Origin of the sequence: Corallococcus macrosporus DSM 14697 (assembly GCF_002305895.1) — a bacterium.
GTDB lineage: Bacteria > Myxococcota > Myxococcia > Myxococcales > Myxococcaceae > Myxococcus > Myxococcus macrosporus.
Map to the genome: position 1 here is coordinate 900,112 of NZ_CP022203.1, position 21,365 is coordinate 921,476.

18 protein-coding genes are annotated in these 21,365 nt (G+C 71.8%); 9 read left to right on the plus strand and 9 right to left on the minus strand.

What is annotated here, in order from left to right:
• The 4 genes from MYMAC_RS03870 to MYMAC_RS03885 all read right to left on the minus strand — a co-directional run bounded on the left by MYMAC_RS03870 (nt 1) and on the right by MYMAC_RS03885 (nt 6,467).
• Nucleotides 1-1,725: a serine/threonine-protein kinase gene (locus MYMAC_RS03870; RefSeq protein WP_170114696.1), complete on the minus strand. Its 1,725-nt coding sequence runs from the start codon at nt 1,723-1,725 to the stop codon at nt 1-3.
• A gap of 132 nt (nt 1,726-1,857) precedes the next feature.
• The gene (locus MYMAC_RS38275; protein ID WP_204817366.1) at nt 1,858-3,519 is read right to left on the minus strand and encodes a DUF1565 domain-containing protein; all 1,662 of its coding nucleotides are present in this window, start codon (nt 3,517-3,519) and stop codon (nt 1,858-1,860) included.
• A gap of 14 nt (nt 3,520-3,533) precedes the next feature.
• Nucleotides 3,534-4,457: a hypothetical protein gene (locus tag MYMAC_RS03880; protein WP_013936092.1), complete on the minus strand. Its 924-nt coding sequence runs from the start codon at nt 4,455-4,457 to the stop codon at nt 3,534-3,536.
• Nucleotides 4,458-4,667: 210 nt separating this feature from the next.
• Nucleotides 4,668-6,467, minus strand: coding sequence for a TadA family conjugal transfer-associated ATPase (locus MYMAC_RS03885; protein ID WP_095957084.1), 1,800 nt, complete (start codon nt 6,465-6,467; stop codon nt 4,668-4,670).
• A gap of 178 nt (nt 6,468-6,645) precedes the next feature.
• On the opposite strand from MYMAC_RS03885, the gene ung reads away from it, so the two are divergent.
• Together ung and MYMAC_RS03895 are read left to right on the plus strand one after the other, a co-directional pair.
• Nucleotides 6,646-7,323 (plus strand): uracil-DNA glycosylase, encoded by a 678-nt coding sequence (ung, locus tag MYMAC_RS03890; protein WP_095961460.1) that lies wholly within the window; start codon nt 6,646-6,648, stop codon nt 7,321-7,323.
• Nucleotides 7,324-7,392: 69 nt separating this feature from the next.
• A complete protein-coding gene (locus tag MYMAC_RS03895) occupies nt 7,393-8,205 on the plus strand; it encodes an acyl-CoA thioesterase (RefSeq protein ID WP_013936089.1) in 813 nt (270 codons plus the stop codon).
• A 19-nt stretch (nt 8,206-8,224) separates the two neighbouring features.
• Here MYMAC_RS03895 and MYMAC_RS03900 read toward each other — a convergent pair whose 3' ends face one another.
• Complete coding sequence (locus MYMAC_RS03900; RefSeq protein ID WP_095957085.1) at nt 8,225-8,590, minus strand: response regulator; 366 nt, start codon at nt 8,588-8,590, stop codon at nt 8,225-8,227.
• A gap of 73 nt (nt 8,591-8,663) precedes the next feature.
• On the minus strand, nt 8,664-9,998 hold the full coding sequence (locus tag MYMAC_RS03905) for a M24 family metallopeptidase (RefSeq protein ID WP_095957086.1): 1,335 nt from the start codon (nt 9,996-9,998) through the stop codon (nt 8,664-8,666).
• 144 nt (nt 9,999-10,142) lie between these two features.
• Between MYMAC_RS03905 and MYMAC_RS03910 the strand changes: the two genes are divergently transcribed.
• Nucleotides 10,143-10,916, plus strand: coding sequence for a tetratricopeptide repeat protein (locus tag MYMAC_RS03910; RefSeq protein ID WP_095961461.1), 774 nt, complete (start codon nt 10,143-10,145; stop codon nt 10,914-10,916).
• Nucleotides 10,917-11,084: 168 nt separating this feature from the next.
• Nucleotides 11,085-13,910 carry a DNA gyrase subunit A gene (gyrA, locus tag MYMAC_RS03915; protein ID WP_204817368.1) on the plus strand — a complete coding sequence of 942 codons (2,826 nt, stop codon included), beginning with the start codon at nt 11,085-11,087 and terminating at the stop codon, nt 13,908-13,910.
• 66 nt (nt 13,911-13,976) lie between these two features.
• Here gyrA and MYMAC_RS03920 read toward each other — a convergent pair whose 3' ends face one another.
• From MYMAC_RS03920 to MYMAC_RS03935, 3 genes are all read right to left on the minus strand, one after another.
• A complete protein-coding gene (locus MYMAC_RS03920) occupies nt 13,977-14,357 on the minus strand; it encodes a DUSAM domain-containing protein (RefSeq protein ID WP_013936084.1) in 381 nt (126 codons plus the stop codon).
• A gap of 427 nt (nt 14,358-14,784) precedes the next feature.
• Nucleotides 14,785-15,621, minus strand: a complete 837-nt coding sequence (locus MYMAC_RS03930; protein ID WP_095957088.1) for a PfkB family carbohydrate kinase — start codon at nt 15,619-15,621, stop codon at nt 14,785-14,787.
• A gap of 10 nt (nt 15,622-15,631) precedes the next feature.
• On the minus strand, nt 15,632-16,249 hold the full coding sequence (locus MYMAC_RS03935) for a hypothetical protein (protein ID WP_095957089.1): 618 nt from the start codon (nt 16,247-16,249) through the stop codon (nt 15,632-15,634).
• Nucleotides 16,250-16,400: 151 nt separating this feature from the next.
• Here MYMAC_RS03935 and MYMAC_RS03940 point away from each other — a divergent pair, with 151 nt between their 5' ends.
• From MYMAC_RS03940 to MYMAC_RS03960, 5 genes are all read left to right on the plus strand, one after another.
• Nucleotides 16,401-17,384, plus strand: coding sequence for an iron ABC transporter substrate-binding protein (locus MYMAC_RS03940; protein ID WP_095957090.1), 984 nt, complete (start codon nt 16,401-16,403; stop codon nt 17,382-17,384).
• Entirely contained in the window at nt 17,384-18,949 is a 1,566-nt protein-coding gene (locus MYMAC_RS03945; RefSeq protein ID WP_095957091.1) for an ABC transporter permease, read from the plus strand. The genes MYMAC_RS03940 and MYMAC_RS03945 overlap by 1 nt, the downstream gene beginning before the upstream one ends.
• Nucleotides 18,950-18,997: 48 nt before the next feature.
• Nucleotides 18,998-20,056, plus strand: a complete 1,059-nt coding sequence (locus MYMAC_RS03950; RefSeq protein ID WP_095957092.1) for an ABC transporter ATP-binding protein — start codon at nt 18,998-19,000, stop codon at nt 20,054-20,056.
• Between the two features lie 113 nt (nt 20,057-20,169).
• A complete protein-coding gene (locus tag MYMAC_RS03955; protein ID WP_204817726.1) occupies nt 20,170-20,436 on the plus strand; it encodes a YkvA family protein in 267 nt (88 codons plus the stop codon).
• A gap of 96 nt (nt 20,437-20,532) precedes the next feature.
• Nucleotides 20,533-21,360: an SDR family oxidoreductase gene (locus MYMAC_RS03960; protein WP_095957094.1), complete on the plus strand. Its 828-nt coding sequence runs from the start codon at nt 20,533-20,535 to the stop codon at nt 21,358-21,360.
• The last annotated feature ends 5 nt before the right edge of the window (nt 21,361-21,365 follow it).

Consider the following 21,365-nt stretch of genomic DNA (forward strand, 5'->3'; position numbering starts at 1 on the left):
CTAGCGAATCATCCCCGCCACGCCCGTCACCTTCTTGAGCAGGTCGATGCGGGCGGGGGCGCTGGTGTCGGCCCGCGCGTCGTCGCGGTACTTCGCCAGCAGGTTGCGGGCGGCGTTGGCCTTGGGGGCGTCAATCTTCCCGCTCGTCTCCAGCCGGTCCACCCGCCGCTCCAGCCGGTCGATGCTCTGGAGGATGTCCTCCAGCGAGGGCGCGGACGCCCTCATGGGCCGGGGCGGCGCCACGCGGGTGTCCCCGGGGGAGGGCCGGGGCCGCGCGGCCTCCGGACGCGGCGTCTGCGTGGCGCTGGGGAGGAGGGGCGCGGCGACCAGCGGCTGCAACGGCACCTCCTCCACCGGAGCCCGTTCGGCCTCGGCGGGAGCCGGCGCTGGAGGCGGCGTGGCCGGCGCGGGCGCGACGGACGGCGGCACGAGCGCGGGGGCGTTCGAGCCCCGGATGACGACGGCGGCGGCGCCCGCGAGCAACACGAAGGCGAAGCCCACGGCGCCCACCAGCGGCAGGTGCTTGCGCAGGGAGCCGCGCACGCCCGCGGCGCGCAGCTCCTGGGACGTCAGCTCCGAGCTCAGCTCCGGCGGCACCGGCACCGGCGTGGTGGGGCGGCGCGAGTCGGCTTCCGCGGCGGCGGCGGCGGATTTCTCGAAGCCGGGCGCGGGCGCGCTGGGGTTGGAGCGCGTGGAGGCCCGCAGGGTGCGGCGCAGCTTGTGGAGCTGCTGCCGCAGCGCGTCCGCCGAGTTGGGGCGCGTCTCCGGGTCCTTGGTGAGCATCTGCAGGATGAAGGCGTCCAGCGCGGGCGGCAAGTCGGAGACGAACTCCGACGGCCGGGGCGGCCGCGCCTCCACGTGCTTCATCAGCAGGTCCACCGGCGAGCTGCCCACGAAGGGCAGCCGGCCGGTGACGATTTCGAAGGTGACGACGCCCAGGGCGTAGAGGTCCGTCATGGGCCCCACTTCCTGGCCGCGCGCCTGCTCCGGCGCCATGTACTCCGGCGTGCCCACCACCATGTCCGTGCGCGTCTGCGCCGTGCGGCCGGTGGGGCCCTGGCCCCGCTTGGCGAGCCCGAAGTCCAGCACCTTCACGTAGCGCGAGCCGTCCGGCTGCTGCACCAGGAAGATGTTGCTGGGCTTGAGGTCGCGGTGCACCACGCCCGCGCCGTGCGCGGCGGCCAGCGCGGCCAGCACCTCATCCAGCAGCGCCAGCGCCTCCTGCACCGGCAGCCGGCTCTTCTCCGTCAGCACCGCGTCGAGCGCCTGGCCCTCCAGGTACTCCATGACGATGTACTGCCGGCCGTCCGGCACCTGGCCGAAGCCGAAGATGTCGATGATGCCCCGGTGGCGGATGGCGTTGACGGCGCGGGCCTCCGCCAGCAGCCGCTCCACCTGCTCGGTGGAGTGGGCCAGCTCCGGCCGCAGCACCTTCACCGCCACGCGCTTGCCGATGAGCGGCTGGATGCCTTCGTACACCAGCCCCATGCCGCCCACGCCGATGCGCGAGCGCAGCTCGTACTCGCCCAGCTTCAGGCCAATGAGCGGGTCCTTGTGCAGGGCCGCGGGCGCGGGGGGCTCCACGGACTGCACCACGACGTTCGGCTCCTCCGCGCGCGGAGGCACGTCGAACGACGACAGCACCACCGTCCCGTCACGCGGGCACACGGTGGTATCGCCAGGTACGGCCAGGCCGCAGGTATCGCAGATCAACTCGGAAGCCATCTCAAACCGGGAAGCAGCGTAGCAGGAGGACCCGGGTGGGGCGATGTGCTCCGGCTCCGAGTGCCCGGCGGGCGGTCAGGCGCAGCACGCAAGCGCCCCCCGGCCGGGCCCCTCAACGTCGGGCACAGGACGCTAGGGAGGGGTGGAGACGCAGTCGATGTGGGGCGCTTGCTCGCCCGGGGCTCCTAACTGCCCGGGGCCCTCGCCGCCCGGGCCGCCCAGCCCCAGCTCGAAGGCGACGCCCCCTTCGGTGAAGACGACGCCCGAGTTGGGGCCGCACCACACGCCCACCGAGGGCCCGCCGCCCCCTCCGCCGCCGCTGCCGCCCGGGCCGCCGTGGCCGCCTGGGCCGCCTGGGCCGCCCCAGCCGCCATAGGTCCGGTAGCGCGTGTTGCCCTCGGTCGCCTCGACGCGCCCGCCAACGCCGCTCGCGCCCCCTTCGCCTCCCGCTCCGCCGGGGCCACCCGCGCCGCCCTCACCGCCCGCGCCGCCGCCGAGCGTCCGCATCACGCTGCCTTCCTCCACGGCCGCCTGGGAGCCGACGAGCAGCAGCGAGATGGAGGCGCCGCCGCCGCCGCCGCCCTGGCCACCCTCACCCCCACACCCGCCGCCGCCGCCCGCGCCGCTGCCGCCACCGCTGGCGACGCTCAGCTCGGGGTCGACGCAGGTCCCGCCCGAGCCACCGCCACCGCCGCCGAAGCCCGAGGTCCCGGCGCCGCCCGGCTCGCCGGACTGGTCCGCGGCCCACGTCTCGCCGCCCACCTGGCCACGTCCGGAGCCACCGGGGCCCGCCTCGCCAGGACCGCCGTCCGCGCCTGTCAGTCCAGGGCTGCCCGGCTCCGGGTGGCAGACGCACTCACGCATGCCGCCCACGTCCAGGCAGTCGGTGTATCCCGACGAAGGTCCGCCCGCGCCGCCCGCGCCGCCCGCGCCGTCGGGGCCACCCGCGCCGCCATCCCGGCCGGTGGTGCCCGCCGCGCCGCCCAGCATGCCCATTCCGCCAAGGGGCTCGCTCCCGTCCGGACAGGTGATGGGACCGGGTTGTCCGCCCCGGCCGATGTTGGAGTTCTCGACGCCGCCGTCCTGTCCCGCCCCTCCGGCGGGCCCCGCCAGGCCGGTGTCGCCCGGCAGCCCCGCGCTGCCCTGGCCCCCGCGCCCCGCGGCCAGGGTGACGTGGCGCAGGCGCACGCCGGAGGAGTCCACCATGCGCACGGCGATGGAGGGCTCGCCCGGCCCGGTCGCGGTGGCGGCGTGGACCTGCACGTACTCCAGCACCACGCCCGCGTCCCGGAGGCCGCGCACCGTCAACCCCGGGGTGCCGGCATCCAGCAGGGCCAGGCGGTCCGCGGAGCGGCGCCAGCCTCCGCCGCGGCCGGCGTAGCCACCATGCAGCGACACGGGGACGTCCAGCACCAGGTCCGCCTCGTCATACGCGCCGCCCGCGAGGAAGAGGTGGCCGGGGCCGCCGTCCAGCGCGCGCGCCATCTCCAGCGCGCGGCCCACGGTGCGCAGCGGCGCCTGCCGCGTGCCCGTGCCCGCGTCGTCATCGCCATCCACCGGGTCGATGAAGAGGCCCGCGTCCGCCTGGCCATCCACGCCGTCACAGTCGGTGTCGGTGAAGGCGTCGTCGGGGAGGTCCACGCCAGGGACGGGCGTGCAGGCGGCGACGTTGGGCTCGCAGCGTCCCTCGTCGCTGCAACGCTGCCGCGCGCCGTCGAAGTCGTAGCACGCCCCCGCGGCCAGCGCGGCCACGAGCGAGGTGCCCATGGCGCCGGCCATCCTGGTCTTCCGCATGACTCTCCTCGAGTTCAAGGCAACGTCCCGGACAGGCCCACCATGCCTCCACCGGGGACCACGGCGGCGGAGGGCTGCACCTTCAAGGCGGGCTCACCGGGCAGCAGGAACATCACCGCGCCCGCCACGAGCCCCGCGGCGCCCAGGCCAAAGGCCACCCGGCTCAGCGTCTGCGCCCGGCGGCCGGACGACGCGAGCGCGTCGCCATTGGCCAGCGGCGCGCCCGGCGTGCCGTCCTTGTCCAACTGGCCGTACTTGTCGCCCGCCTGCAGGTAGAAGACGGTGCCCACGCCCACCAGCGCCGCGCCGCCCGCGGCCGGCAGCCAGGACCAGCGGCGCAGCGGGCGGATGACCTCCGGCTCCGGCTCCGGTTCAGGGGCCAGAGGCTCCGCCTCCACCGCGGCCACGGGGGGCGGGGGCGGGGGCGGCTCGGCCTGGGGCGGCGCCGGAGGGGGACCGCGCAGGGCCGTCCGCGCCACGGACACCACCGCGTCCACGGACTGGGTGAGCGCGTCGAGGAGCTGCTCCTCGCGCACGCCGGGGATGAGGTGCTCGGTGACGAGCGCGCCGTCATTGGACGTGTAGATGCGCGCGCCCGTGCGGTAGCCGCTGAGGAGCTGGCCCAGCTCCGTCACCAGCACGAGCTCCGTCTTCCCCGCGGCGCCCAGCGAGCGGATGCAGGCGGCCTCCGTGCGGTTGCAGCGCAGCAGCGCGCGGCGCCTGGCCGCGGTCAGCCTGCGGGTGATGCCCTCGATTCGGACCACCACCAGCCCGCGGGCCCGGAGCTGCTCGGCCACGTGCTCCTGGGCGAACTCGACGACGTGGGAGGGCGCCCCCGCCGCGTCAGGCGGCGCGACCAGGACGGAGAGGGGCGGCGGGGGGGCCGCGGCGGGCGCCTGGGAGGCCAGGGTGAGCGCGGCGAGGAGGGAGATCCACACCCAATCACTTTCCCCCCGACCGGACCTCCTCGCAAGGTCGGGAATCACCGCCCGTGCTTCGGGTGAAACCCACCGGGGCGGAGCGCGCGGGGTCGGAGGCCACACCTGGCCCGGTGGGACCTCCTGGCGAGGCCAGGCAGCACCGCGCGTGGTGGGAGGCCGCCCCACCGGTCCGGGGTCGTCTCCGACGCGCCGGGCCGGAGCGTGGCGTCAGCGCCGGGGCCGCTCCGACGGCGCCGGCCGAATCTGCGTCTTCTCCGAGCCGCCGCTGGCGTTCTGCCCGCCGCCGGTGTCCTCGTCCTCGTCGTCCAGGGCGGGCGAGGGGCGGGACGGCGGCGGCCGGCGAGCGCCCAGGGCGGGGCGCGCGCCGGTGGCCACGTTGGGCGCGGGCGCCCGCGCGGGCGGGGTGAAGGGCGGCGGCCGGCGCGGGGGCACCGTGCGGGGGCCGTCGTCCTCTGCGAGCAGGTCCTCGGAGACCTCGACCTTGGCCTCCGGGATGGCGGTGCGCGTCTCCTCGGGGGCGTCCGCGAAGGGGTTGCGCGTGGGCGGCGGCGTCGCGTCGTCGTCCAGGGCGGGCGGCGGGCGCGGCGGCGTGGCGGCGGGCCGGGCCACGGGCGTGACGGGCTTCACGGCCGGAGGCGGCTCCGCGGGCCGGGCACGGGCCATGGGCGGCGGGGTGGGGTGGCTCGCGGGCACCTGCACCTGCACGGCCGGCGCGGGGGGCGGCGGCGGGGCGGCGGCGGCCTTGCTGGCCTTGGCGTCGCGGGCCTCCTGCTTGAGGCGCTGCTCGAAGGCGGCCCACTCCTGCTTGAAGTGGGCGGGGTCGGGCGTGCCGGACTCGCGGTGCTTCAGCGACGGGGCCCAGCGCACCGAGTACGCCTCGCCCGCGTGGAAGGTGGGCGGCGGCGGCAGGCCGTAGGTGGCCGGGTCGAAGAAGGACTCGTCCAGGTCATGGAAGCCGTACGCGCGGGCCTTGCTGACGAAGTTGGGGATGATGCCGGTGGGCGCGTGGTAGCCCAGGATGTGGTCGTCCTCGTCCTTGGTGACGGGCGTGAAGACGAAGATGTCCTGGGTGCGGTAGTCGCCCTTCTCGTTGAGGGGCAGCACCTCCGACAGGGCAATCGTCTTGCGGCTGCCGTCGTGGAGGCGCTCGCAGCAGATGATGAAGTTGATGGCGCTGGCCACCTGGGCGCGCACGGCCACCATGGGCAGCTCCACGCCGGACATGAGGCACAGCGACTCGATGCGGCGCAGCGTGTCCGTGGGCGTGTTGGCGTGCGTGGTGGCCAGCGAGCCGCCGTGGCCGGTGTTCATGGCCTGCATCAGGTGGAAGGCCTCGCCGCCGCGCACCTCACCGACGACGATGCGGTCGGGGCGCAGACGCAGCGCGGAGTGGAGCAGGTCGCCCATGTCCACCGCGCCCTTGCCGAACTTGTCGGCCGGCCGGCTCTCGAAGGGGACGACGTGGGACTGGTTGAGCTGGAGCTCGGCCGAGTCCTCGATGGTGAGGATGCGCTCCTCGTCCGGGATGAGCGACGACACGATGTTGAGCAGCGTCGTCTTGCCGGAGCCCGTGCCGCCGGCCACCAGCATGTTGAGCTTGGTGGCGATGCCCGCCTCGATGAGGCGCGCCATCTGCGGGGTGAGCGAGCCGAACTTCATCAAGGACTGGACCGTCAGCTTCTCCTTGAAGAACTTGCGGATGGAGATGGTGGTGCCCTTGCGCGCGATGGGCGGAATCACCACGTGGATACGGCTGCCATCCGGGAGGCGCGCGTCCAGGCGGGGGCGCTCCTCGTTGAGCATGCGGCCGACGAACTGCGCCATGTTGCGCGCGGCGCCCAGCAGGCCTTCGTCGGTGAACGATGCGTCCACTTTCGTGAGCCGGCCCTTGCGCTCAATCCAGATGTCGGTCGGGCCGTTGATCATGATTTCCGACACGGCCTCGTCATCCATGTAGGGCAGGACGGGCTTGAGGAACGCGCGGAGTGACTCGGTGTACATCGTCATGGCGCCACCCAGGCTAGCGCGCTCTGGCCCCAGGGCCCAAGAACCGGCCTTGCCTGCTCGGCTGGTTTCTGGGGCAGGGGCCGCCCATGGGCCGTTTCCCGCGCGGACGCGTGGAAAGCAGTGGGCGCTCCCTGGGGCCGGTGTTTCAATGCCGCCGCCACTGGACAGGGAGGCGTGTGTGCTCGCGGATGGGCTGCCGGAGGACTGGAAGCAGGCGCTGCGCGCGGCGCTGGCGTCACCGTCGTTCCAGGCGCTGGAGCGCTTCGTCGAGGCGGAGCGGCGGGAGGCCACCGTCTACCCGTCGGAGGAGGACCTCTTCTCCGCCTTCCGCCTCACGCCCTACCCGGACGTGCGGGTGCTGCTGCTGGGGCAGGACCCCTATCACGGCCCGGGACAGGCGCATGGCCTGGCCTTCTCGGTGCAGCCCGGGGTGGCGCCGCCGCCCTCGCTGGTGAACATCTTCAAGGAGCTGGAGAGCGACGTGGGCGTGCCCCGCCCGAAGGACGGCTCGCTGATTCCGTGGGCCCGGCAGGGCGTGCTGTTGCTCAACGCGGTGCTGACGGTGCGGCAGGCGAAGCCCAACAGCCACGCGGGCCACGGCTGGGAGGACTTCACGGACGCCGTCATCCGCGCGGTGAGCGCCAAGGATGACGCGGTGGTGTTCCTGCTGTGGGGCCGCTACGCGCAGAAGAAGAAGAAGCTCATCGATGCGAAGCGGCACGTCGTCATCGAGGGCACACACCCCTCGCCGCTGTCGGCCAGCAACGGCTTCTTCGGCAGCCGTCCCTTCAGCGCGGTGAACGAGGCGCTGGAGGCCCACGGACGCCCGCCGATCGACTGGCGCCTGTCCGGCTGAGCAGGGAGCGGGCCCGGGCGCGACTCGGACCGGACACGTCGGGGGCGCGTTGATACGCTGCGGCGCGCCATGACCGCTGCCTTCCTCGCCGCCACCACTCCCGAGCCGCTCGCCCCCAACCGTTACGGCATCCGCTTCACCGCGCCCTGGTACCAGGGCAAGGGCGCCTTCGGAGGCGTCGTCGCGGGTTCGGTGCTGCGCGCGCTGGAGCACACGCTGTCGCAGGCGGGCCAGCCAGGGCGCCCCGTGCGCACGCTCACCGCGCACTTCTGCGCGCCCGCGGTGGAGGGCGACGCGGAAATCCAGACGCGCATCGAGCGCACGGGGCGGCTCGTCACGCACGCCACGGCGCGCGTCGAGAGCGCGGCGGGGGTGTTGTGCGTGGCCACGGCGACGTTCGGCGCGTCACGCGGTGGGGTGACGGAGTACTTCGATGTGAAGCGTCCGGTCGTGCCGCGTCCGCAGGAGGTGCCCGCGGTGCCGGACGACGTGCCCATGCCCACCTTCTGCCAGTTCTTCGAGTACCGCTTCTGCGTGGGCTCTGCGCCGTACTCCGGCGCGGACGTGGCGGAGACGGGCGGGTGGCTTCGTCCCAAGGACACACTGGTGCTGGACGCGCCGCTGTGCGTGGGGCTGATGGACGCCTATCCGCCGTCGGTGCTCTCGCGCGTGGACGGCTTCCACGCGGCGGCGAGCGTGGACTTCACCGTGCACTTCTTCCACGAGCTGCCGCGTCCGGGGCTGCGCGAGGACGCCTACTTCCTGCGCACGGGCCGCTCGCGTCAGGCGGCGGAGGGCTACTCCGAGGACTTCCAGCAGCTCTGGACCGAGGAGGGCGAGCTGCTGGCCCAGTGCCGCCAGTTGGTGGCCGTGCTCGGCTGAGCGCGGGCGCGCTGAAGGCTCAAGCCGCCGACGCGAGCTGCTTCACCAGCAACCGCACCAGCTCCACGGGCTGGATGGGCTTGGGCAGCAGCTCCGCGCCATAGCGGATGGCCACGGACACGAGGTCATCCAGCTCCTCGTGTCCGGTGAGGAAGATGAACGGCACCCGGCAGTCCTTCAGCTCACGCATCACCGTGAGCACGTCGGAGCCGTTCATGTCCGGCATGTTGTAGTCGCAGAGGATGGCGCAGATGCTGGACAGGTCCAGGTTGAACGCCTCCGAGGGGGACTGCACCGTCACGACCCCGTAGCCCGCGCTCTGGAGGATGTCCCGCACCACCGAGAGCACGAAGGCATCGTCGTCAATCACCAGCACGTTCTGCATCGGGCCATCTCCGCGAGCGGTTCAGCGCATCCTACCCGAGCTTCCCCCACGGGACTGTCACGTGACACATGTCTCAGGGCACGGGGCGGGAAGGACCCGGGGAGGGGATGAGCACCAGGTCCTCCTGCGGTGGGGTGAGGTACTCCGCACCCGTCTCGGTGACGACGGCCATCTCCTCCACGGAGATGATGCGCTGGGCGCCCGCGTCGCCGTCCGGCCACGCGTAGAACCCGTCGAAGGCGAAGACCTGCCCCGGCCGGACGATGCGCGCCGCCTGGCCCGCGGCGGGCTTGCCCTGCTGCGCGCCGGAGAGCGCCGGGCCCACGTCATGCGCCCAGTAGCCCACCGGGTGCCCCGTTCCCCACATGACGGGCGCCGAGCCCGCCTCGCGCATCCAGTCGCGCTGGGCCTTGTCCACGTCCCAGCCGCGCACGCCGGGTTTCAGCGTGGCCAGCGCAATCCGGCTGCCCTTCTTGCCCTTCTCCCACTTCTCCAGGGCCTCCTTGGGCGGCTTTGTCTCACCCGGCGCCAGCACGTAGGCGAAGCGCTGGATGTCCGTCACCCACATGCCACCCACCCGGATGCCGAAGTCCGTCTGGATGAAGTCCCCGGGCTGGATGACGCGCTCGGTGGCGTGCGAGTGGCCACGCGTGGGGCCGCTCTGGACGTTGGGGTTCTGGTCCGGGGCCCAGGCGTCGCCCACGCCCAGCTCCGCCATGCGCCCGCGGAGGAAGCGGGCCACGTCCACGTCGCGCGTCTTGCCTGGCACCACCGCGCGGTAGGCCTCCTCCTGCATCTGGGACGTCAGCGCGGCGGCCTCGCGGAGGATGTCCACCTCCTCGGGCAGCTTCACGGAGAGCCACTCGGAGACGAGGTCCTCGGAGGACACCAGCTTCTTGCGCAGCGCGGGCGTCAGGGCCTTCTCCAGTGCCGCGCGCTGCGTGGCGGACAGGCCATCCGCCACTGTCACCGACGTGGACGAGTTGACGGCGATGCGCTTCGGCTTCGCCGCCGCCAGACGCGAGGCCACCTGCGCGTAGAGATTCGTGCCGCGCGCGAGCGGCACCACCTCGTCGAGCGGGCCCACGTCCCGGAGCGCGGTGGCCTCGCCCGCCGGGGACAGCGCCACGCCGCGCACGGCCGCACCCTGCTTGAAGAACAGGAAGGCGGCCGTGCCGCCGGCGTTCTCACAGCCGACATGGATGGCCAGCGGGTCGTTGTCGTTCTCCCGGCAGATGACCACCCACGCGTCCACCTTGGCGCGGGCCATGGCCTGGGGCAGCAGCTTCTGGATGCGCTCCTTGCGGATGCGCGGCCATGCGTCCTCGGACGCGATGGGGCCGGCGGCGCTGGCGAGGGGGGCGGCGAGGAGCAGGGCGGAGAGCAGGGCGTGCCGGACGCGAGTCATGCGGGGGCCTTTCGGGAAGAGGCCCCATCTTCCCCGAGCCCCGGGCGGGAGGGGACGTGCGCGGCGTGAAGTCGCCGCGTTTCCGGTAACGGTCGGACCGCGCCGTGCAAGCGTTGCCGCCGTGGCTCGTTTAAGGTGATGTCCATGGCCAAGCGCACCTCCCAGAAGCGTCCGTCGAAGGCGAAGAAGCCCGCCGCGTCGAAGGCAGCGGCGAAGAAGGCCGCTGCCCCGAAGAAGGCCGCCTCCCGGTCGTCCCGTGCCGCGCCACGACGCGTCAGCGCGCCGGCGTCCGAGCCCGTCATCGAGGCGCCCCGGCCCCCCGTGCTGGAAGCCGAGCCCGTGCTCGCCGACGAGCCCACCCCGGGCTCCAGGGCGCTGCCGTCCGGCGAGCCCGCGGGCCGCGTGATGCCCTTTGAAATCGACCCCAAGCGCCTGGAAGAGGGGCTGCGCAAGCTCCAGGGGGAGATGGCCCACTGGGCCAACAAGGGCCGCTACACGCGGGTGCGCTTCAAGTTCCGGGGCAAGCAGCTCCTGCCGGACCTGCCGCTCGCCGCCGTGGTGGCCGCGGAGGGGCTCACGTTCTACTGGGGCGGCATCCTGCGCGTGCTCATCGCCAACGTGGTGGGCGGCAGCGTGTTCCAGGTGGAGCTCGTCAACGACGCGGAGAAGCGCGTCCAGGCAGGCAAGGAGGCCCTGCTGTCGGGCGACGTGGACCAGGCCCTGGAGCTCTTCCGGGAGGCCGTGTCCATGGACCGCGACCTGGCCTCCGCGCACCTCAACGTGGGCGTGGCGTTGAAGCTCCGGGGGGACCGGGACGGGGCCCTGGCGTCGTTCGAAAAAGCGAAGGAGAAGGACCCCGAAGGGCCGGTGGGCGCCGAGGCCGAGCGCCTGGCCGCTCCCCTGCGTCCGCAGGGCTGAAAAAGGCCCGCTCAAGCGTTCAAAAAAGAGTCCCTTTCCGGCATCCCGCCGTTCGGGGTGAAGGCCCCCTGTTTCCCCTGTTGACGCTGGGAAATCCAGGGGTTACGAACGCTCACTCACTGGATGGCGGCCCCCTGTGGCGGGCTCCTCCGCAGACTTCCAGAGCTCATGGCTGACGACACGACCGACACGCCGGCATCGCCCTCCGCGCCTCCTCCCCCGGACAGCGCTGGAGAGCTCATTCCCGTCAACATCGAAGACGAGATGCGCCGTTCGTATCTCGACTACTCCATGTCCGTCATCGTGGGGCGCGCGCTGCCCGACGTGCGTGACGGACTCAAGCCCGTGCATCGCCGCGTGCTGTACGCGATGAATGACCTGGGCAACCTCCACAACCGCGCGTACAAGAAGTCCGCGCGCGTGGTGGGTGACGTCATCGGTAAGTACCACCCGCACGGTGACTCGTCGGTGTACGACGCCATGGTGCGCCTGGCGCAGGAGTGGAGCCTCCGCTACCTGCTGGTGGATGGCCAGGGCAACTTCGGCTCGGTGGACGGCGATTCGCCGGCGGCCATGCGTTACACGGAAGTGCGCATGGAGCGGCTGGCGGAGGACCTGCTGGCGGACATCGACAAGGAGACGGTGGACTTCGGTCCCAACTACGACGACTCGCTGGAGGAGCCGCTCGTCCTCCCGTCGAAGTTCCCCAACCTCCTGGTCAACGGCAGCAGCGGCATCGCGGTGGGCATGACCACCAACATCCCGCCGCACAACATGACCGAGGTCATCAGCGGCACGCTGCACCTCATCGACAACCCGGGCTGCACCGTCCGTGACTTGATGGAGTTCATCACCGGTCCGGACTTCCCCACCGGCGCCATCATCACCGGGCGCGAGGGTATCGTCCGGGCCTACGAGACGGGCCGCGGCCAGGTCACCATCCGGGCGCGCTCGGACATCGAGACCTCCAAGAAGGGTGACCGCGAGGCCATCATCTTCACGGAGATTCCGTACCAGGTGAACAAGGCGCGGCTCATCGAGAAGATCGCCGAGCTGGTGCGCGAGAAGAAGCTGGAGGGCATCAGCGACATCCGCGACGAGAGCGACCGCCAGGGCATGCGCATCGTCATCGAGCTCAAGCGCGATGCGATTGCGCAGGTGGTGCTCAACAACCTGTACGCGATGACGTCGCTGGAGACGACCTTCGGCGCGGTGATGCTGGCCATCGACGGGGGCCAGCCTCGCACGCTCAACCTGAAGGAGATGCTGGACCGGTTCATCGCGCACCGCCGCGACGTGGTGACGCGCCGCACGCGCTATGAGCTGCGCAAGGCGCTGGCGCGCATGCACATCGTCGAAGGTCTGCTCGTCGCGCAGGACCTCATCGACCTGGTGGTCAGCCTCATCCGCGCGTCCAAGGACCCGGACGAGGCGCGCTGGGGCCTGATGAACATCCTGTCGCCCGCGCTGTACGAGCACGAGCGCTTCGCGACCCTCCAGCGCATCGACTACGCGCAGGCGAAGGCACAGATGGAGCTGCTCGTCTCGCGCGCGCGCAACGAGGAGCCCAGCTACGCGGGCCTGGCGCACAAGTACGAGGGCGCGGGCTTCAGCGAGGGCCAGGCGCAGAACATCCTGGAGATGCGCCTGCAGCGGCTCACCGGCCTGCAGCGCGAGGAGCTGTTCCGCGAGCTCATCGGCCTGGTGCGCGACATCGCGCGGCTGCGGGACATCCTGGCCAACGAGCGCAGCCTGCTCAACGTCATCAAGACGGAGCTGGTGGAGATTCGCGAGCGCTACGGCGACAAGCGCCGCACGGAAATCACCGGCGCCGTGGATGAGATGACCCGCGAGGACCTCATCGCCGAGGAGGCGATGGTCGTCACCCTGTCGCACACGGGCTACATCAAGCGCTCGCCGCTGACCGAGTACCGGGCGCAGAAGCGCGGTGGGCGTGGGAAGACGGGCGCGGCGACGAAGGAAGACGACTTCGTCAGCAAGCTGTTCGTGGCCAGCACGCACGCGTACCTGATGCCCATCACCACGAAGGGCAAGCTGTACTCGCTGAAGGTGCACCAGATTCCGCAGGCCAGCCGCACGTCGCGCGGCAAGGCCATGGTGAACCTGGTGCAGTTCGGCGAGGGCGAGCGGCTGGCGCAGGTGCTGGTGACGCGGGACTTCCCGGAGAACCGCTACGTCTTCTTCGTCACCAAGCGCGGCGTGGTGAAGCGCACGGACCTGAGCGCGTTCGAGAACGTCCGCTCCAGCGGCATCATCGCGCTGGGCATCGACGACGGGGACGAGCTGGTGGCGGTGATGATCACCGACGGCAGCAAGGACATCCTGCTGTCGACGGCGTCGGGCATGAGCATCCGGTTCCCGGAGTCGGAGGTTCGCTCCATGGGCCGCCAGGCCTACGGCGTGAAGGGCATCACGCTGGAGGACGGCGACCAGGTGGTGGGCGCCGACATGGTGGAGGCAGACACGGCCATCCTCACGGTGACGGAGAACGGCTACGGCAAGCGGACGCAGGAGACCGAGTACCGGCAGCAGGGCCGTGGCGGCAAGGGCATCATCGACATCAAGACCACCGAGCGGAACGGCAAGGTGGTGGGTCTGCTCCAGGTGAAGGAGTCGGACGAGGTGATGATTGTCACCAACGGCGGCATGCTCATCCGCATGCGGGTGAAGGAGATCTCCGTCATCGGCCGCAACACGCAGGGCGTGCGGCTGATTGCGCTGGAGAACGAGCAGGAGAAGGTCATGGCCATCTCCAAGCTGCCCGAGAGCGATGAGGCGGAGGAGAACGGCGAGGCGGTGACGCCGGTCGAGGGCGCGGTGGAAGCCAGTGCTCCGGCGGCCGCGGAGGCCACTGCTCCGACGGAGGCTGCTGCTCCGGCGGAGGCTGCGGGTGAGACCGCGGCGCCGGCCGAGGCGGCCCCGGCATCCGATGAGGGTGGCACCCCCGGCGGCGAGGAGCCCACGCAGGGCTGAGTTGCTGGCTGAATCGCGAGAGGTTGACTGACGGGGACGCGGCGGAAGTCGCGTCCCCGTTGTCATTCAAGGCTCGTCATCCAATAGGTTGAGCTGGCCTTGTGCAACGGCGCGGTAATGGGGGACCACTTCAGCGGCCAACACGTCACGCATTTCCTGGCGGGCGCTGTCGAGGTCTCCGGCGCGCTTGTGTTGGTACATCCGGTGAAGCGCGTTCACCATGCGGCTGGACCCCTCGCTGATGCGACTCGAGCATTCGCGGAGGAGTTCCAGTGCGCTCGTGCTCGACACGAGGGCAGATGCCGCATCGGCTTGGCTGAGGCCCACTTCGAGAGCCGTTCGCACCAGGAGGTCTCGCACCTCGGCGGTGAGCGCCAGGGGTTCTCCATCGCGCAGCACTCGTCGTGCCAGAGCGCGAATCGGGTCCCAATCGAGGTCGTCAGCCATGCGTTACTTTCCCACGGGATAGCACTTGTCGCCGGGCCATTCGTGCTGACCCTCGCAGAGCTGGAAGCAGGCGTAGCATGGGCCCTTCCAACCTTCCTGTTTGCAGTCGCCATACGCACGAATGCATGTTCGCTTCCATTCTGGGAGGTTCGCGTTGTGCGAGTCGTCCCACGCGACGGGCGCGGTATCCGTCGCGGCTTGGGCACCTGTCATGAGCACGGCAGCCTCGGCCGCGGAAAGGCCACATGCTTCGGGCATGCCGGGAAACCGTTGGAGGCAACACGACACGGTGTCGGAGCAGGATGTAAGTGCGTAGGGCGTGCTCCTTTTCACGGTGGACCGCGTGCCACTGGAGCAACCCAATGCCAGGCTTGCGAACGCACACAACAGGGAAGTGGCTATATGCCCGTTTGTCATTGTGGGCTGCTTAGCGCAGTTCCACCGGAAGCTGGCTGACATCCAGCTTCGGCACACCGACCTGCGTCACCGCCTGCGCGCCAAACCAGTTCGCCAGCGAGGCGCAGCGCTCCAGCGGCAGTCCTCGCAGCAGCCCCAACGTGAAGCCCGCCAGGAAGCAGTCCCCCGCGCCCGTGGCATCCACTGCCTCCACGGCCACCGTGGGCACATCGATGCGCGCCTCCGCCGTGAGCACCGTGCAGCCCCGCGCCCCGCGCGTCACCACCAGGCACGTGCGCTGACGCACCCGTTCGATGTCCATCGCCTGGGCCTCCTCCTCGCTGGCCTTCAGCACCCGGAGTCGCTCCAGCAGCCCTTCAAACGGCGTGTCCTCCAAGCGCAGATTGAGCACCCGTCCGTCGTCATCCAGCGCCCGCAGCAGCCCCTGCGCGTCCGCCAGCACATGCCGCGCCCGCTCGGCGGCGCGGAGCAGCGTCTCCGGCAGCACCTCGCCCGCGACGCCACACGCCAGTGCCACACGCGCGTCCACGGTGATGTCCTCCGGGAGAATCGGCGCAGCCTTCGCGCTCACGCGAAGTGTCCGCGCCTCACCGTCGAAGTCCGCGATGAACTGCGTGGTGCGCGTCCCCGGAACGATGCGCGGCGGATGCCGGACCTGGTCCGCGTACCGGAAGTCCTCGCCCGCCACCGCGGCCACCGCGTAGTCCAGCCCCATCGCATCCAACACGGAAGCGATGTACGCCGCCGACCCGCCGAGCGCGTGCGTCTCCCGCCCGGGGCCGAGCCGGAGCAGGTCATGGCAATAGCTGCCCACGACCAGCACATCACGCAGGGGCGCGTCACCCATGGCGCGCGTTCTACTTCCGCGTGAAGACCTTCGGCACGGGAACCCCGGCGGCCTTGTCGTCCGTCCAGGCGATGTTGAGAATCCACCAGCGCTGCCCGTCAAAGACGAGCTGCAGGCTGTTGACGCCCGTGGCCATCACCGGCCCGCTGGCGACTTCACGCGTCTCATACGCGCTCAGCACCTGGACCATGTCCCCATAGCCAGACACCTCCCGGCGCGTCTCCTTCTCGAAGAAGCCCCGCTTGTCGAACGCCACCGCGGCGGAGGTGGCGTAGTCATCCGGCGTGAAGGGCGTGGCCGCCGCTCCCTTGCCGTCCTTCGGGCGGCGGATGGGAATCATCTGCGCGCCGGGGTGGAAGAGGGAGCGGAAGCGCGTCCAGTCCCGCGCCTGTCCCGCCGGGCCGCTGATGACGTCGTACAGCGCGCCGATGAGGGAGTCGATGGAGCGCACGTCCTCGGGACGAGCCGCGGGCGCGAGCTGCAGCGCGCTCCGGGTGCGCTCGGCGGCGTCCTTCATCGGGTTGGGCGTGGTGACGGCGGGCTTCGGGGCTGACTGCGCCTGCGCGACGGCCGCGGGCGCGGCGAGCAGGGCGGCGGCACAGCAGGCGGCGAGGAGCGGGCGCGGCATGGTGTCTCCACGAGGCGGGAGGTGGCGGCCCATGACGCTACTCCGGACCGCGAAGGAACGCTGGCATCCCCTGTCCCGCGCTTCACAAGGCGCCCGCCGCGCAATCGCAATCGGTGGAAGCCGGGGAGGCCGTCCGTTAGGGTGCCGACCCATGGTACGACTCCTCCTGACCTCCCTGGTCCTGACCCTGGCCTCCCCCGCGCTCGCGGCGGAGACGCTCACCCTCTACTCCGGTCGCAACGAGAAGCTCGTCGGCCCGCTCTTCAAGAAGTTCACCGAGAAGACGGGCGTCGAGGTGAAGGTGCGCTACGGCGGAACGTCGCAGCTCGCCGCCACGCTGATGGAGGAGGGCGCGAAGACGCCGGCCGACGTGTTCTTCTCACAGGACGCGGGGGCGCTCGGCGCGCTGGCGAAGGCCGGCCAGCTTCAGGCGCTGCCAAAGGAGACGCTGGACAAGGTGGACGCGCGCTTCCGCTCGCCGCAGGGCGTGTGGGTGGGCACCAGCGGCCGTGCGCGCGTGGTGGCCTACAACACGAAGAAGGTGAAGGCGGACACGCTGCCCAAGAGCATCCTGGGCTTCACGGACGCGAAGTGGAAGGGCCGCCTGGGCTGGGCGCCCACCAACGCCTCGTTCCAGTCCTTCGTCACCGCGCTGCGGCTGCTCAAGGGCGACGAGGCCGCGACGCAGTGGCTCAAGGGCATCCAGGCCAACTCGCCGCGCGTCTACAAGAACAACTCGGCCATCATCGAGGCGCTGGGACGCGGTGAAATCGACGCGGGCTTCGTGAACCACTACTACTTGTTCTCCGCGAAGAAGAACAACCCGAGCCTGCCCGTGGCCAACTACTTCGTCGCGGCGGGGGACCCGGGCGCGCTGGTGAACGTGGCGGGCGTGGCCATCCTCAAGGGCTCGAAGAACCCGGCGGCGGCGAAGAAGCTGGCCGCGTACCTGCTGGACACCGAGGCGCAGGCGTACTTCGCGAAGGAGACGTCCGAGTTCCCGCTGGTGGCCGGCGCGAAGCTGGCGGAAGGCCTGCCCCCGCTCGACAAGGTGGGCTCGCCCGACCTGGACCTGTCCAGGCTGGATGACCTGCGCGGCACCGTGAAGCTGCTCCAGGACACCGGCGTCCTCTGATGCAGCGTCGTGCCCCGGTGGGATTGTGGGTGGCCGGCGTGGCCATGGCCGCGCTGGCGCTGGTGCCCGCGGTGTACCTGTGCGTGCGCGCCGCGGAGGCGGACGCGGACGCATGGGGCCTGCTGCTGCGAGCCAGGACGTGGGGCCTGCTGGGCCGCACGTTGGGGCTCGCCGCGGCGGTGACGGGCTGCGCGGCGCTGGTGTCGCTGCCGTTGGCCTGGCTCACCGCGCGCACGGACCTGCCGGGGCGCCGTCTGTGGACGGTGTTGTTGTGTGTGCCATTGGCGGTGCCCACGTTCGTCAGCGGCTACGTGCTGCTGGCGGCGTTCGGAGTGGGCGGCGCGCTGGAGGCGCCCCTGACGCGCTGGGGCCTCCCCGTGCCGCCCGTGTATGGCTTCCCGGGCGCGCTGCTGGCGCTGTCGGTGTCGACGTACCCGTACTTCTTCCTCGCCCTGCGCGCCGGGCTGCTGTCCCAGGACCCCGCGTGGCTGGAGGGCGCCAGGAGCCTGGGGCTCTCGCCCACCCGGGCCTTCTTCCGCGTCTCCGTGCCCCTGCTGCGCCCCGCCTTCGCGTCCGGCGCGCTGCTCGTGGGGCTGTACGTCCTCTCCGACTTCGGCGCGGTGGCCTTGCTGCAGTACGACGCCTTCTCGCGCGCCATCTTCGTGCAGTACGAGGGCGCGTATGACCGCAGCTACGCGGCGCTGCTCGGGCTGGCGCTGGTCTCCGTGACGGTGGGCGTGCTCGCCCTGGAGCTGTGGCTGCGCGGCCGCGCGGGCTACCACCGCAGCGCGAAGGGCGCGGCCCGGGCCGCGGCGCTCGTCACGCTGGGCCGCTGGCGCGTGCCGGCGCTGCTCCTGTGCGGCGCGGTGGTGGCGGTGGGCGTGGGCCTGCCGGTGGGCGTGCTCGTCTACTGGGGCGTGCAGGGGCTGGCGGTGGACACGGGGCCGATGATGGGCCCCTCGTGGAACTCGGTGAGCGCCTCCATGCTGGGCGCGGTGGCGGCGGTGGTGGGCGCGCTGCCGCTGGCCTTCCTCGCGGTGCGCTACCCGAGCCGCCTCACGGTGGCGCTGGAGCGCGTGTCCTATGCGGGCTATGCGCTGCCGCCCATCGTGCTGGCGCTGTCGCTCGTCTTCCTGGGCGTGCAGGCGGTGCCCTTCCTCTACGGCACCCTGGGCATGCTGGTGCTGGCCTACGTGGTGCGCTTCCTGCCGCAGGCGGTGGGCGTGGTGCGCGCCTCGCTGCTCCAGCTCAACCCGCACCTGCCGGAGGCCGCGGCGTCGCTGGGGCATCCTCCGTCGGGCGTGCTGCGCCGCGTGACGGGGCCGCTGCTGCGGCCGGGGCTGCTGGCGGGCGGGGCGCTCGTCTTCCTCACGGCGATGAAGGAGCTGCCCGCCACGCTGCTGCTGGCCCCCATTGGCTTCGAGACGCTCGCCACGCGCGTCTGGAGCGCCACCGCCGAGGGCCTCTTCGCCGAGGCCGCGTTGCCGGCGCTGGTGCTGATGGCCGTCTCCACGCTGGGGGTGGGGCTGCTCGTGTCGCAAGAGGGCGGCGCGTCTTCGGGTTGAGCCAAAGCGCCCGGGCCCGCGGGAACGCGGTAGGGTGCGCCGCCTGTCATGCCTCTGCTTTCGCTTGAAGACGTCACCCTTCGTTACGCCTCCAGCGGCACCGCCGCGGTGGACCACCTGTCCCTGTCGGTGGAGCCCGGCGAGGTGCTGGCGCTGCTGGGCCCGTCAGGGTGCGGCAAGACGACGACGCTGCGGCTGGTGGCGGGCTTCGAGCGCCCCAACGCAGGCGCCGTGACGCTGGAGGGCCGCACCCTGGCCGGCCCGGGCGCCTTCGTGCCACCCGAGCAGCGCAGCGTGGGCATGGTGTTCCAGGACTACGCGCTCTTCCCGCACCTGTCGGTGGTGGAGAACGTGGCCTTCGGCCTCACGGCGATGTCGCGCCAGGAGGCCCGCGCCCGCGCGACCAACATGCTGAAGCTCTTCGGCCTGGAGGGCTTCGAGTCGCGCATGCCGCACGCGCTCTCGGGTGGGCAGCAGCAGCGCGTGGCGCTGGCCCGGGCGCTGGCGCCGGGGCCTCGCGTCCTCCTGTTGGACGAGCCCTTCTCCAGCCTGGACAGCGCGCTGCGCGCCTCCACGCGGATGGAGGTCCGGCGCGTGCTCAAGTCGCTGGGGGCCACGGTGATGCTCGTCACGCATGATCAGCAGGAGGCCATGGCCTTCGCGGACCGGCTGGCGGTGATGCGAGCAGGCAAGGTGGAGCAGGTGGGCACGCCGGAGGCCGTCTACGCCACGCCGCGCACCGCCTTCGTGGCGTACTTCCTGGGCGGCACCAACCTGCTGCCGGGCGTGGGCTTCGGCAACGGGGCCCGGACGCTGCTCGGCATCCTCCCGGTGGCGGGCGCGCCAGCGAAGGGCAACGTGCTGCTGTCGCTGCGGCCGGAGGCGATGAGGCTGGTGCCGGACACGGACGGCGTCGCGGTGGGCGGCGCGCTGCGAGCGGAGGTGCTGGCGCGCGAGTTCCAGGGCCCCGCCGCCGAGTTCACCGTGGCCTGCAACGGGCTGGAGCTCACCGTGCGCGGCGCGCCGGAGCTGCCCTTGCGCGCGGGCGACCGGGCGAGGCTGGAGGTGGTGGGCCGCGCGATGGTGCTGGAAGACACGCCGGACTGAGCCTGGCTGTCCCTCGGGCGGCCGGACGGCATACGCTGGGTGTGGGCTGGGGCCGCAATCACCCGGGCCCCTCATCCGTAGAGGTAGGTATGAACATCGCAGGCCTTCGTGGAATGGGGAGCCGTTTCTTCCGGTACGTCCGCGACCCGCACGTGGCGCTCTGGCGGAAGCTCGCTGGCGTCCTGGCGGTGGTCTACTTCCTGTCGCCCGTGGACGCGATTCCGGACGTGCTACCGCTGCTCGGCTGGTTGGATGACCTGGGCGTGCTGTCCGCCGCCGCCTTCTTCATGGTGCGCGAGGTGCAGCGCCACCAGGTCGTCATCCCCGGAGAGGACGCGCGGCCGGGCGTCGCGGCACCGGCTCGCAAGACGGTTGTCTGAGTCACCGGGCACCCTCGTGACGCGGGGTGTGAGTCTCTTGTCGGGCCCCGGGCAGCCATGGTTTGTGCGCCAGGAAGACTGTCGCACGGAGCATGGATGTCCGGTTCGCAGGGAAGTGTCGTTCTCATCACCGGTGCGTCGTCTGGCATCGGCAAGGCGTGCGCGGAGCTGCTGAGCGCGCGCGGCCACACCGTCTACGGCACCAGCCGCCGCCCCGTGGAGCCCGCGCCGGCGGGCTACCGGATGCTGGCGCTGGACGTCACCCGGGATGACTCCGTGCAGCGGGCCGTGGAGACGGTGCTGTCGCGAGAGGGCCGCATCGACGTGGTGGTGAACAACGCGGGCCATGCGCTCGCGGGGGCCGCCGAGGACACCTCCATCGAGGAAGCGCGCGCGCAGCTCGACGCCAACTTCCTGGGCGTGCTTCGCGTGTGCAAGGCGGTGCTGCCGTCGATGCGCGAGCGGCGCTCCGGCCGCATCATCCAGGTCAGCTCCCTGGGCGGGCAGGTGGGCTTGCCCTTCCAGTCGCTCTACAGCGCCAGCAAGTTCGCCCTGGAGGGCTTCACCGAGGCGCTGCGCCAGGAGGTGGCGGAGTTTGGCATCGAGGCCACGCTGGTGCAGCCCGGAGACGTGCGGACACACATCACCCAGAACCGCGTGTGCGTCGCCAAGGCGGGAGAGGGCTCCGCGTACCGGGAGCGCTTCGAGGCCGTGCTGAGGGCCATCGAGAGCGGCGAGCGCGAGGGCCTGGCCGCCGAGGCCGTGGCGAAGAAGGTACTGGAGGTGATGGAGCGCGGCGCCCCGCGCGTGCGCTACCCGGTGGCCCAGCTGGCGCAGCGGGTGGCCGTGGTGGCGAAGGCGGTGTTGCCCTCGCGCACCTTCGAGCAGCTCGTCATGTCCCTCTACGGCCTGCGCCGCCGTTGAGCGCG